The following is an 11,984-nucleotide window of genomic DNA, read 5'->3' on the forward strand; positions in this document are numbered from 1 at the left end:
GCGGCTCGCTTTCAACGGGTGTCCGGGGAGGTCAGGCGGGCTGGGGAGCACGGGCGGTGTCGAGGTGCGGGAGGATCTGCTCGCCGACCACGTCCAGGTGGTCGGAGTCGGCCACGTCCGGGATCGTGAACAGGAAATGGTCGATCCCGGCGGCCTGGTACTCGTGGATCCGCTCGACGCAGGCGTCGGGGGAGCCGGTGATGAGGCCGCTCTCCGGGATCGACCTGAACCGCGCGCGCAGCCGTTGCCGGGCCTCGGGCGACTCGGTGGGCGCGAGCAGCGTCGTCACGGACAGTTCGAAGGTCGACGGATCACGGTCGATCGACTCGCACTCGCGGTCGAGCAGCACCCGGCGCTCAGCGCACTTCCCGGCCGGCCACCACCGTACGTTGACGCCGTTCGCGTGCCGGACGGCGATGCGGCCGACCCGCTGTCCTTCGCCGCCGATCCACAGCGGCGGGTGCGGCTTCTGGACGGGCGGCGGGTCGCAGATCGCGCCGTCGATCGTGTAGAACTCGCCGCGGAACCGCGGGTTCGCCTCGGTCCAGACGCTTCTCATCACCTGCAGCGACTCGGCGAGCGCCGAGACGCGGTCGCCGGTGGACGGGAAGGGGATCCCGTAGGCCTCGAACTCCTGCTGGAACCAGCCCGCCCCCAGCCCCAGGTCCACGCGTCCGCCCGAGATCACGTCGAGGGTCGCGGCCATCTTGGCGAGGACGGCGGGATGGCGGTACGAGTTGCACAGCACGCTCGTGCCCAGGCGCAACGAGGTCGTGTCGCGCGACAGCGCTGACAGCGCCGTCCAGCACTCGAGCAGTGGGATCGACGACGGTCCCTGCGCCGCGGGCGTCGCGTCGCTCGCGTCGGCGGTGATCCCGGCGTCTCGGACGTAATCGTCGGGGCTCAGGGTCAGGAAGTGGTCGCACAGCCATACCGAGTCGAACCCGTGGGACTCAGCCGTCCGCGCGACGCGGGCCATGTCGGGGTAGGCGCCCACGGACAGGCCCCGGATGGTCAGGGCGAGGATCAACCCGACGTGCGGGCCGCCCCCGCGAGGGGGACCCGGTGTGCCGGGATCGGTGCCGGTCATTGACGCAACCTTTCTGTTCGCTCTGTCATGCCGACCGTCCCTTCGGAGATGACGCGGGGAAGCGTCACCGAGAAGCCGTAGCGGTCCGGCCGGTAGTGGAAGACGACGACCTCCAGGGGGCGGTCGTCGTGGTCGTAGCTGACGCGATCGAGCACGAGGACCGGTGCGCCTTCGTCGATGCCCAGCGCCGCCGCGACGTCGGCGGACGCGCCCGCGGCGTGGATCTCGTGCCGGGCCTCCGCGATGCGCGTGCCCAGCCGCCGCTCCCACATCGTGTACGTGGTCTCGGTGGCCGGCTCCGCCGACCGCAACGCCTCGGCGGCGTCCCGCACCCGGGTCGGGAGGTGGATCGTCACCAACGCCACGGGGTGCTCGCCGTCGCTGTAGCGGCGGCGGATGGTGAGCACCTCACGCTCCCCCAGAGTCCGCGCGACGTAGGCCGACGAGCGTTCGACCCCGAAGCTCATGACCTCGATCTGCGGTGTCACCCCCCGGTCGAGCAGGACCTCCGTGATCGTGCGGACTCCCGACGACAGCTCCTGGTCCAGCGGTGTGGACACGAAGGTGCCCAGCCCTTGCTTGCGCACGACCCAGCCTTGGGTCTCGAGCATGCCCACCGCCGCGCGGACGGTGATGCGGCTCAGCCCGGACTCCGCCATCAGCTCCTTCTCGGTGGGCAACCGCGCGCCAGGAGGCAGCTGCTGCTTGACGATCAGGGCCTTGATCTGTTCGGCCAGCTGAGCCGTGGCCGACGTGGGGCCGCGCTGGATTCGCAGGTCGGCCTCGGACAGGTCCAGGCGGGCCTCTGAGTCCTTTGGTGATGTCATAAGTCGTATTAAACCTGGCGGACGTGATCCGCCGTGTCCCGACATGCGCAGGGGACCAGGCGCCGGGTGGTCCGCCTGCGTCTCAACCTTGACGCCATGCATAAGACGTTTTATAACGTATTGTTCATGAGGGCGCAACAGGCGCCCCGCCCCGGCAAACTGGAGACGCCGTGTCCGACGAGAGCCCTGTGACCGTGATCGCCCGCTTCGACCCGGCGCCTGAGCACGCCGACCAGCTGCGGAAACTGCTCGAGGGGATGGTGGCGCCGACGCGCGCCGAAGCGGGCTGCCACTTCTACAACCTGTTCGCCGTCCAGGCGGACGACGCGCGGTTCGTGTTGCTGGAGTGCTACGAGGACTCCCGCGCGTTGGAAGCACACCGCGCCTCCGCGCACTACAAGAACTACCGGGCCCAGCTGCCGGACCTGCTCGCGACGCCGATCGACGTCACCGTTCTGACCCCGGTCGACGTGCGCGACTGACGGCTCAAGGAGGGCACCATGTCCGACCTGGATAGCGGCGTACCGCCGCTCGACACCCGCGATCGACCCGGGACCATGCGCACCATCGACAAGTCCAGCCGCCGCGCACTCGCCGCGTCGTGGCTCGGATGGACGTTCGACGGATTCGAGACCTACGCACTCGTGCTGGCGGGCTCGGCCGCCGTCACCAGCGTGGGGACCAGCGGCCAGCTCCAGCAGCTGCCCGCCTACGTCGGCGCACTGGTCGCCGCGACGCTCCTGGGCTGGGCGCTCGGCGGGATCGTCGCCGGGTTCGTCGCCGACTACATCGGCCGGCGGCGCACCCTGATGATCTCCATCCTCTGGTACGCGCTGTTCACCGGCCTGACGGCGTTCGTCCCCGACTACTGGTGGCTGCTGGCCTTGCGCTTCGTCACCGGCATGGGCCTGGGCGCCGAGTGGGGCAGCGCGACGGCTCTCATCGGCGAGCTGTGGCCCGACCGTTCCCGCGGACGGGCGGCCGCCGTGCTGCAGTCCGGATTCGGGGTCGGCGCCGTGCTCGCCGCTCTGACCTGGTTCCTCCTGCAGCCGGTGGGCACCGAGGCATGGCGGTACCTGTTCCTGGTCGGGGCACTGCCCGCGCTGGTCGTGCTGTACGTGCGCCGGGCCGTCCACGACCCCGAGATGTGGACGGAGATCCGCGACCGCAGGCGTGCGGCCAGGGCCGCCGCGGCACGCGGTGGGCAGGTCGGCGCAGAAGGCCGTGAGCTCCTGCGGTCACCGTTCACCTCGGTCTTCAGCCAGCCGCACCTTCGTCAGAGGGCCCTGCGGCTGCTCCTGATCACCGTGGTGTCGGTCGTCGGCCTCTACAGCGTGTCGGCCTGGATCCCGCAGTTCACCGGCCAGCTCGCAACGCAGGCGGGGCAGTCCGCCGGCACGTGGGCCCCGAAGGCCGGCCTGGTGTTCAACGCCGCGTCCGTGCCGGGGTACCTGCTGCTGGGCTACCTGGCGGACCGGTGGGGCCGCAAGCCCACCATGCTGCTGTACTACGCGGGATCGGCGTTGATCATCCCGATCTTCTTCTTCGCCGTCTCGACGCCCGGCGTCGCCCTCGTCGCCGCGGGCATCGCCGGATTCTTCATCCTGGGGCAGTTCGCGTGGATGCCGATCTACATGCCCGAACTCTTCCCCACGGCGGGACGGGCGACCGCGATCTCAACGGTGTTCAACTCCGCCCGGATCGCGGGCTCGCTCGTCACGCTCGCCACCGGGCTGCTCATCAGCCTGCTCGGTGGCATATCGACCGCGGCGACGACCGTCGGGGTCGCGTCGTACGTCATCGCGCTCTGCGTGATCTGGTTCGTGGGCCCGGAGACGAAGGGACGACCCCTCCCTCGCTGAGCACGAACTGCTGAGCGCGGACACCCGGCGTGGGGTCGTGAACCACATGTTCACGACCCCGCGCCGGGCTTCTACATCACTACGCCTGCCAGAGGGCGGCCAGCTGGCGGGTGGCGAGGCGGCTGGGGATCGCGCGGAGCGCGGCGTCCCTGAGCCAGGCGGTGGCACCGGTCTTCGAGGTCAGCCGGGACTGCCGGGACGACTGCCGCATGAGGCGGTTGGCGCGGGGACGGCGTTCGGCGTCGTAGCGGCGCAGGCGCTCGACGACCATCGACGGGCCGGCGCCGTCGAGGTGGCGGGTGATCGCGGCGGCGTCCTCGAAGGCCTGGCTGGCGCCCTGGCCGAGGTCGGGGGTCATGGCGTGCGCCGCGTCGCCGAGGAGGGCGATCCGGCCGACGGCGAAGGTGGGAAGCGGCCTGGCGAGGCGGGCGATCGCGTCGACGTAGATGTCGGCGGGCGGGGTGGCCTCGATCAGGGCCGGGACCGCCGGGTGCCAGTCGGCCATCAGGGACAGCATCTGCCGGCGCGCCTCCTCCGGGGCCGGCGGGGACTGGCGCAGCGCGGAGTCGGTGAACCAGTACAGGCCGCCGTCCCCCAGCGGGAACAGGCCGAACATCGACCCGGTGCGCCGGTCGATGAGGATGCCGGCCAGGAGTTCGGCGACGTCGAGGCCGGAGGGTGCGGGCAGTGTGCCGCGCAGGTCCAGCCGCCCGACCCGCCGCGGGCCGGGGTGGTCGGGGAAGAGCCGGCCGCGCAGCGTGCTGCCGATGCCGTCGGCCACGATCACCGCGTCCGCCTCGTCCAGGCGCTCGCCGTCGCTGATCACCGACACGCCGTTCTCGGTGGGTTCCAGCCGCTCGATCGCGGTCGCCGTGCGCACGGACTCGGGCGGCAGCGGGGCTCGCAGTGCCCGGTGCAGTTCGGCGCGCCCCACGACGGCGACGGTTCCGACCTCTTGCTGGGCCTGGCCCGCGTCGGTGACCAGCAGCGGCCGTCCCCGCCAGTCCCGCAGCCCGCCGGTGACGGCGGGCATCGCCCGCCTGCGGACGGCGTCGCCCAGCCCCAGCTCGTCCAGCGCGCGGACGCCGTTCGGCATGATCACGACGCCGGTGCCCGCCTCCCGAAGTTCGGCGCCGCGCTCGTACAGCAGCACCTCGTGTCCCGCCCGGCACAGGCCGACGGCTGCCGACACGCCGCCCAGACCCGCTCCCACCACGACCACTCGCACAGGTTCTCCTTACCACTACGATCGTTCTAGTACGGATACTGCCATACGATGTCGGGATGCCGCGGACCAACCCCGGCCGGCGCCGGGAGCTGACCGATGCCGCCATCGACCTGCTCGCGGCATCGGGCGTGCACGGCGTGACCCATCGCGCGGTCGAAAGGGCCGCGGGGCTGCCTTCGGGAACGGCCTCGAACTACTTCCCCAGCCGCGAGACGCTCCTGGTGGCCACCGCGGAACGCGTCGTCGAGCTGCACCACGCCGACATGGACGACGCCGCCCGCCGCCACGAGAGCGAGCGCGGCCCGGTCGGAATCGCCGACCTGCTGGCCGGGTCACTGCTCGCGGCGGCGACCACGCACCGCACCCGCTACCGCGCGATCTTCGAACTGCAGCTGGAGGCGACGCGGCGACCGGCCCTGGCCGCGGCCCTCGCGGGGCTGGAGGACGCGTCGGTGCGCTTCACCGCCGGGCATCACGCCGAGCTCGGCCTCGCCATCCCGGCCGAGAAGATCCCCGTTCTGATCACCCTGTACGGCGGCGCGCTGTTCGCCCTCGTCACCGCGCCGCCGGAGTACATCGGCGCGGAACTCGTCCGGAGCATCGCCCACGCGATCGTGCACGGCGCACTCCCCGCGTAGACCCACGAGGCCGCCCGCCCGTGTCCCCTTCTCGCCGACGCGACGCTGCGGGGAGCGGGCCCCGGCGGGCGTCAGGGGCTTACGGAAGACTGGTGGGTCGCCCTTCAGGCCGCCGGGATCGTCAGCCGGACTGCTTGGTGTAGTCGCGGGTGTACCAGCGTTCCGGACGCACCCGCGTCAGGACCATCGTGTCGGCGACGTCCTTCGTCGACTCCAGGTACTTGGCGCCGTCCTCGACGCCGAGGTAGCGCTCGGCCATCTCGCGGCGGTCCTCCAGACGGGCCGGATCCTCGAACCCGACGACCGGTCCCTCCACCGTGGCGTACCGGTAGAAGGGCGGCGCGGCGTCCTGGACCACCAGGCTCACCCGTCCGGCCGCCCGGATCAGGGCCATCTTGCGGCTGTCCCGGCCGGTGATGAAGGTGATCTCGCCGCCCGGCTCGTAGGCGTACCAGACGGGCAGCGCCAGCGGCGCCCGGCCCGCCTCGTCCGCGACGCTCAGAACGCCCACGTAGGTTTCGGCGAGAAATGCCTCCCGCTCGGCCGCGGTCATCGTCAGGGTCATCGTGGCTCCTCTCCGCCGAACTCCCAGCATGCCCCGCGGTCACCCATGCCGATGGGCCCGGCCGGTTCCGGCCGGGCCCATCGACGCGGGACGGGTGGTCATGCCCCGTGGCGGGCGGCGGTGGACAGGCGGAACGCGGAGATGAGGAAGAACACGCCCCCGAGGAAGGCGTAGCCGGCGAGGGCGCCCAGCGAGGGATCGTCGGCACCCGCCTGGAGGAGGAACGAGGCGCCGGCGAACGTGGAGATGGCGCCGCTGATGATCATCGCCCACTGCCCGCCCATGCCCCGGCGGACGGCGCCCGCGATGAGCTGGACGACCCCCGCGGTGATGGCCCAGGCTCCCCAGACCCGCAGGACGGCCGGGATACCGGACGTCGCGGCGGCGGCGAGGCCGGCGACCGTGAGCGAGCTGACCGCGATGTTCACGAACAGGGCCGAAGCCGTCCCGCCCCTCGCCCTGGTGGATCGCGCGTCGACGACCGCGGAGGCCACGTCGAACAGGGGGTAGATCAGCAGCAGTGCCACGCTCGCCGGGCCGAGCGTGTCCGCGGTGGTGAACAGCAGGGCGGCCCAGATCGCGGCGAACGCGAAGCGCAGGAAGTACAGCTTCCGCAGGGTGGCGGGATCGCTGGTGGCGGTGGCGGTGGCGGTGTCCATGGGGGTGCCTCTCGGCGGCGTGGTTCGGTGCAGCGGCTGGGTCATCGGGTCCTTAGCTCCGCATCTGGAGAGGGAGAACGTTCGGTCTCATTAAGAGAAGCAGGTCGCCGCGGCGCTGTCAAGACCGAACGTTCTCCCTCATCATGTTGCTACCCTGGGCGGCATGAGCCGGAGCCCAGAAGGCGGCAGGACGTCCGAAGCGCGAGCGCGGCTGCTCGGCACCGCGACGAGGATCTTCTATGCCGAGGGGATCCACTCCGTCGGCGTCGACCGGATCATCGCGGAGGCGCAGGTGACCCGCGCCACGCTGTACCGGCACTTCTCGGGCAAGGAAGACCTCGTCCTGGCCTATCTCGACCAGGCCGACAAGGGAATCCGGGCGCAGATCGGCGCGGCTCAGGCGAGCGGCGGTACGGCGGCCGACAAAGTCCGAGCCGTCGGCACCTCCATCACCGAAGGCATCCGGTCTCCCGGTTTCCGGGGGTGCGCCTTCCTCAACGCGGCGGCCGAATATCCCGATCCCGCCCACCCGATCCACCAGACCGTCCTGGCGCACCGGCAGTGGTTCCTGAACACCGTCACGGATCTGCTGGCACAGGTCGGCGACGCACCCGCCGACCTGGCCGGCCGGCATCTCGTCATGCTCCGGGACGGCGCCATGGCGGCCGGCTGCCTCTTCGACCCGAAACTGGTCTCCGAGACCTTCCTCCATGGCGTCGAGGGCATTCTCCAGGCACGCCTTGGCTGAGCGTCCCGGAATTCCGTTGCTAAGATCAACGCCGCGTTCACCCAGAGCCGTTCGAGCCATTGATCTCCGCCGGATATCGACACGCCTGTTCAGACGGCATATTGATCAGGAGGTCGCGTAGCCGTCGCAGCGGTTTACACGAGCTCGACAGATGTCCGGACTCGGTCAGACAACCAATCTTTCCCCAGTTACGGGGTTGTGTCGCAATGGCTCGCCGTTAAGCTTCGGGCCCATCATTCTCTTGCGTCTCACCGGGAACCGGACCACGAGCGCACTCGCATGCCAGCCGCCGGCCCGCGGCATCCCCGCCATCGCTGAAGTGCGGTCCTCGCCCGGAGGGCACGGGAGTCCCCGATCAGAGGAGAAAGGCAATGCGCGCAACTCGGCTGGCCGCGGCGGCGATCGCCGCGGGTTCCCTGGTGCTCGGGATGGCGGGCCCCGCACTCGCGACCGCGCCGCCCAAGGATGGGCAGTTCTGCAAGAAGGAAGATCTCGGCAAGACCGCCAAGGCCGCGGACGGCACGCTGCTGAAGTGCATGAAGAAGGCGGGGGACAAGCAGCCGCACTGGTACCAGATCAGCGGCGAGCCGACGGAGTCGCCGAGCCCGTCGCCGACGAAGCCGACGTTCAAGTTCGGCTACGACAAGGTGAAGTTGTCGAGCCGCCGAGTCGCGCCCGGTCTGTCCACGACCTTCACGGTGACCTGCCCGAGCACGGTGACGATCACCGGCAACGGCTACACCAGGAACCCGCTGCCGGTGAAGAAGGCCGGCAAGGCCACCTGGACCGCCACCGGCACGTTCCGGAGCAAGCTGCCCGACCCGACGACGGCGACGGTGGTCTGCAAGGGCTTCGGCTCGGTCCGGTTCAGCACCAGCCCGGAGAAGGGCGGCAACAACATGGAGCCGAAGACGCCCAAGATCCCCACCGGGCCGATCAACACCGGTGACGGCAGCATGTACGCGGGCTCGGACGGCTCCGCCGCCCCGGTGCTCGCCGCGATGTGGGGCGCGCTCATGGCCGCCGGGCTCGGCGCCGTCGCGCTGCGCCGCAGGACGGTGCGGGAGCGGTCGTAACGTTGTCCGCCTCATCGGCATCGGCGGCCGGTCGCCGCGTCCTGACCGCGGCGGCCGGCGCGCTGCTCACCGGACTGCTGTTCAGCGGCTGTGGAGGCGGCGGCACGTCCGCCTCCTCGGACACGCCGGAGCCCGTGGCGAGCGGGACGCCCGGCGGGACGACGGCCGCGTCGAACACCTCGCCCCTGTCCCATTCGCCGCCGACCAAGATCGCCATTCCGAGGATCGGGGTGTCGGCGCCGGTCGGCCAGATCGGGCTGCTGCCCAGCGGGCGGATCGAGGAGCCGCCGCTGAGCAGGCCCAACCTGGCCGGCTGGTACAAGGAGGGCGTCACGCCGGGCGAGGTCGGCCCGTCGGTCCTCCTCGGCCATGTCGACGCCCACAAGAAGCCGGCCGTCTTCTACCGGCTGAAGGAGCTGAAGCCCGGCGACGAGATCCGGATCAGCCGCAAGGACGGGACCACCGCGACGTTCGCCGTGGAGCGTGCGCAGCGCGTGGACAAGGACGCCTTCCCGCACGAGAAGGTCTTCGGAGAGACGCTGGACCACGCGTCCCTCCGCCTCGTGACGTGCGGGGGCGCCTTCGACCCGAAGGCGGGCCACTACACCGACAACCTGATCGTCTACGCCGAGCTGACCGGCTCCTGACCCGTACGCGGACCGCCCGCCCGCCCGCGCATCCGCGGACGGGCGGGCGGTCCGTTCAGTGCAGGACGTGGTCAACGAGAAGCCAGGCGCCGAGGGCGGTCATGGCGGCTCCCGAGAGGCGGCCGGTGAGGCGGGCGGCGCCCGGGCGGGCGTCCAGGACGGTGCGGGTGAGCGTGCCCAGGCAGAAGTAGAAGACCCCGCACGTGGCCATGAAGGCCAGGCCGAGGACGCCGATCTGCGCGGCGACGGGCCACCCGTCCCCGGGGTCGGTGAACTGGGGCAGCAGCGCGAGGAAGATCAGCAGCCCCTTCGGGTTCAGGCCGCTGACGCCGACGCCGCGCAGGAAGGTGGTCCAGCCGGTGCCCGGCTCGTCCCGGACGGAGGGCTCGGCGGGGCGGGCGAACGTCGCCACGCCGTGCCACATGAGGTAGAGGCCGCCGGCGAGGGTGAGGCCGCCCAGCATGGCCGGGGAGCCGGCGACGAGGGCGCCGACCCCGGCCGCGACCACGACGGTGACGGCGGCGTACCCGGCGACCAGGCCGCCCACCGCGGGGAGGACGGGGCCGCGGAGGCCGGCGCCGATGGTGAAGGCCCAGTCCGCGCCCGGGACGGCGATGAGCAGGAGCGCGACCGCCCAGAAGGCGAGTACCGAGCCGACGGCCATGGCGATTCTCCCTCGATGGCGACCATTAAGGGGAGAGTACGTTCGATCCGGCCGAAGATGGTTCCAACTTTCCCTCGGTCACCCGGGTTCTGTGGAAGCATCTTCTGCATGGACGCGATCGACCGGAAGATCCTTGCCGTCCTCCAGGAGGACGGCCGCCTGACGGTCACCGAACTGGCGGCGCGGGTGGGGCTCAGCGTCTCGCCGTGCCACCGGCGGCTGCGCGAGCTGGAACGCAGCGGGACCATCAAGGGCTACCGGGCGATCGTGGACGCCGCCGCGCTCGGCCTGACGTTCCAGGCGCTCGTGTTCGTCACCATGCGGCAGGAGGACCGCGACACCCTGCTCGGCTTCGAGGCGGCGGTCGCGCGGGTGCCCGAGGTCGTCCAGGCGCAGCGGCTCTTCGGCGACCCGGACTACCTGCTGCGCATCGTCACCGCCGATCTGACCGCCTACCAGGAGCTGGAGGACGACGTCCTGTCCGCCCTGCCCGGCGTGCAGCGGCTGAACTCCACGCTCGTGATGAAGCACGTCGTCAACGAGAGGCCGCTGCCGACATGAGGCGGGGACGGGCCCGGCGGCGCCGGGCCCGTCCTCGAAGCGGAGACCTCAGCGGCGGAAGAGGTTCAGGCTCTCCTCACCGATCTTCTCGCGGAAGGCGGGATCGTCCACGCCCTGGCCCTCGGCGGTGGCGCCGCAGAGGACGGCGACCTTGCCGATGTGCTGGTTCGTCTGGACGGCGCGGGTCGCCTCGCCCGCCCCCTCCAGCGGGAACACCGCCGACAGCGTCGGGTGGATCATGCCGAGGCCGATCAGCCGGTTGACCTCGACGGCCTCGTGGTAGTTGAAGCCGTGCGAGCCGATGATGCTCTTCAGCCGCATCCACAGGAACCGGTTGTCGTACTCGTGCTTGTAGCCGGTCGACGAGCCGCAGGTGACGACCTTGCCGCCGCGCTTGGCGACGTAGACCGACGCGCCGAACGTCTCGCGGCCGAGGTACTCGAACACGATGCCGGGGTCCTCGCCGACGAGCCGGCGGATCGCCTCCCCCAGCATCCGCCCGGCCTTCGGGTGGCGCAGGCCCTGCTCGCCGAGCTCCAGGTCGTTGCGGTTGACGACGTGCTCGCAGCCCTGGGAGCGGACGATCTCCGCCTTCTCGTCCGAGGAGACGACGCCGACGGGGATGCCGCCGCCGTTCTTGACGAGCTGCGTCGCGAACGAGCCGAGCCCGCCGGTCGCGCCCCAGATCAGCACGACGTCGCCCTGCTTCATGCGGGCGCCGTGCGAGCCGACGAGCATCCGGTAGGCGGTCGCCGCGCACAGGGTGGTGGAGCCGGCCTCCTCCCACGTCAGGTGGGCGGGCTTGCGGATCAGCTGGTTCGCCTTGACGACGCAGAACTCGCCGAGCGACCCGAAGTTGGTCTCGAAGCCCCAGGCGAGCTGCGTCTCCGACATCATGCCGTCGTCGTAGGAGCCGTGGTCCTCCTCGTCCACGTAGGACGGGGACAGCACGACCTTGTCGCCGACCTTCCAGCTCTTCACTCCGCTGCCGGTGCGGACGACGACGCCCGAGCCGTCCGAGCCGAGGATGTGGTACGGCAGGTCGTGCCGGGCGCCGTACCAGCCCTGGCGGCCGAACTTCTCCAGGAACGCGAAGGTCGGGACCGGCTCGAAGATCGCCGACCAGACGGTGTTGAAGTTGATCGCCGCCGACATCACCGCGACGACGCACTCGTCGGGCGCGAGCTCGGGCATCTCGACCTCGCCGACGTGCATGGAGCGGCGCACGTCCTTGTCCGCCTGGCCCTCGAAGATGCCGACCTCGTCCTTGCGGGTGAACGCGGCGCGGAATCGGGTCGGCAGGTCGATCTCCTGCAGCTCCTGGCCGCTCGCGCCGGAGCGTGCGGCGTCGAGCAGGTCGTTGGACGAGCCGGGGTGGGCCATGGGTGTCCTCCGTGGAACGGGGTTTCGGGGGGCGGC

The 11,984-nt window shown here is 71.1% G+C and carries 14 protein-coding genes; 7 read left to right on the forward strand and 7 right to left on the reverse strand.

Annotated elements, in window-relative coordinates:
• Nucleotides 1-31: 31 nt before the first annotated feature.
• Nucleotides 32-1,090, reverse strand: a complete 1,059-nt coding sequence (locus tag K8Z49_RS31415; protein ID WP_075021307.1) for a TIGR03619 family F420-dependent LLM class oxidoreductase — start codon at nucleotides 1,088-1,090, stop codon at nucleotides 32-34.
• Nucleotides 1,087-1,917 carry a GntR family transcriptional regulator gene (locus K8Z49_RS31420; RefSeq protein WP_021593336.1) on the reverse strand — a complete coding sequence of 277 codons (831 nt, stop codon included), beginning with the start codon at nucleotides 1,915-1,917 and terminating at the stop codon, nucleotides 1,087-1,089. The genes K8Z49_RS31415 and K8Z49_RS31420 overlap by 4 nt, the downstream gene beginning before the upstream one ends.
• Before the next feature lie 170 nt (nucleotides 1,918-2,087).
• Between K8Z49_RS31420 and K8Z49_RS31425 the strand changes: the two genes are divergently transcribed.
• Together K8Z49_RS31425 and K8Z49_RS31430 are read left to right on the forward strand one after the other, a co-directional pair.
• A complete protein-coding gene (locus K8Z49_RS31425; RefSeq protein ID WP_024934473.1) occupies nucleotides 2,088-2,399 on the forward strand; it encodes a putative quinol monooxygenase in 312 nt (103 codons plus the stop codon).
• Nucleotides 2,400-2,417: 18 nt separating this feature from the next.
• Nucleotides 2,418-3,779, forward strand: coding sequence for an MFS transporter (locus K8Z49_RS31430; protein WP_075021306.1), 1,362 nt, complete (start codon nucleotides 2,418-2,420; stop codon nucleotides 3,777-3,779).
• Nucleotides 3,780-3,858: 79 nt separating this feature from the next.
• Here the strand turns inward: K8Z49_RS31430 and K8Z49_RS31435 are convergent, their stop codons facing one another.
• Nucleotides 3,859-5,007, reverse strand: a complete 1,149-nt coding sequence (locus K8Z49_RS31435; protein WP_075021305.1) for an FAD-dependent monooxygenase — start codon at nucleotides 5,005-5,007, stop codon at nucleotides 3,859-3,861.
• A gap of 56 nt (nucleotides 5,008-5,063) precedes the next feature.
• Here K8Z49_RS31435 and K8Z49_RS31440 point away from each other — a divergent pair, with 56 nt between their 5' ends.
• A complete protein-coding gene (locus K8Z49_RS31440) occupies nucleotides 5,064-5,645 on the forward strand; it encodes a TetR/AcrR family transcriptional regulator (protein ID WP_021593340.1) in 582 nt (193 codons plus the stop codon).
• Nucleotides 5,646-5,766: 121 nt separating this feature from the next.
• Here K8Z49_RS31440 and K8Z49_RS31445 read toward each other — a convergent pair whose 3' ends face one another.
• The gene (locus tag K8Z49_RS31445) at nucleotides 5,767-6,210 is read right to left on the reverse strand and encodes a pyridoxamine 5'-phosphate oxidase family protein (RefSeq protein WP_021593341.1); all 444 of its coding nucleotides are present in this window, start codon (nucleotides 6,208-6,210) and stop codon (nucleotides 5,767-5,769) included.
• 98 nt (nucleotides 6,211-6,308) lie between these two features.
• Nucleotides 6,309-6,869 (reverse strand): hypothetical protein, encoded by a 561-nt coding sequence (locus tag K8Z49_RS31450; RefSeq protein ID WP_075021303.1) that lies wholly within the window; start codon nucleotides 6,867-6,869, stop codon nucleotides 6,309-6,311.
• Between the two features lie 163 nt (nucleotides 6,870-7,032).
• On the opposite strand from K8Z49_RS31450, the gene K8Z49_RS31455 reads away from it, so the two are divergent.
• The 3 genes from K8Z49_RS31455 (at nucleotide 7,033) to K8Z49_RS31465 (ending at nucleotide 9,340) form a co-directional block, all read left to right on the forward strand.
• Nucleotides 7,033-7,617 carry a TetR/AcrR family transcriptional regulator gene (locus K8Z49_RS31455; protein WP_021593343.1) on the forward strand — a complete coding sequence of 195 codons (585 nt, stop codon included), beginning with the start codon at nucleotides 7,033-7,035 and terminating at the stop codon, nucleotides 7,615-7,617.
• Between the two features lie 371 nt (nucleotides 7,618-7,988).
• Nucleotides 7,989-8,693, forward strand: a complete 705-nt coding sequence (locus K8Z49_RS31460; protein WP_075021302.1) for a hypothetical protein — start codon at nucleotides 7,989-7,991, stop codon at nucleotides 8,691-8,693.
• Between the two features lie 2 nt (nucleotides 8,694-8,695).
• Nucleotides 8,696-9,340 carry a class F sortase gene (locus K8Z49_RS31465; protein ID WP_111832637.1) on the forward strand — a complete coding sequence of 215 codons (645 nt, stop codon included), beginning with the start codon at nucleotides 8,696-8,698 and terminating at the stop codon, nucleotides 9,338-9,340.
• Nucleotides 9,341-9,395: 55 nt separating this feature from the next.
• Here K8Z49_RS31465 and K8Z49_RS31470 read toward each other — a convergent pair whose 3' ends face one another.
• A complete protein-coding gene (locus tag K8Z49_RS31470) occupies nucleotides 9,396-10,004 on the reverse strand; it encodes a LysE family translocator (protein WP_075021300.1) in 609 nt (202 codons plus the stop codon).
• Nucleotides 10,005-10,112: 108 nt separating this feature from the next.
• On the opposite strand from K8Z49_RS31470, the gene K8Z49_RS31475 reads away from it, so the two are divergent.
• Nucleotides 10,113-10,565, forward strand: coding sequence for an Lrp/AsnC family transcriptional regulator (locus K8Z49_RS31475; protein WP_021593347.1), 453 nt, complete (start codon nucleotides 10,113-10,115; stop codon nucleotides 10,563-10,565).
• Between the two features lie 48 nt (nucleotides 10,566-10,613).
• Here K8Z49_RS31475 and ccrA read toward each other — a convergent pair whose 3' ends face one another.
• Nucleotides 10,614-11,948: a crotonyl-CoA carboxylase/reductase gene (gene ccrA / locus K8Z49_RS31480; RefSeq protein WP_021593348.1), complete on the reverse strand. Its 1,335-nt coding sequence runs from the start codon at nucleotides 11,946-11,948 to the stop codon at nucleotides 10,614-10,616.
• Between the last annotated feature and the right edge of the window lie 36 nt (nucleotides 11,949-11,984).

Source organism: Actinomadura madurae (assembly GCF_047130825.1).
Classification (GTDB): Bacteria; Actinomycetota; Actinomycetes; order Streptosporangiales; family Streptosporangiaceae; genus Spirillospora; species Spirillospora madurae.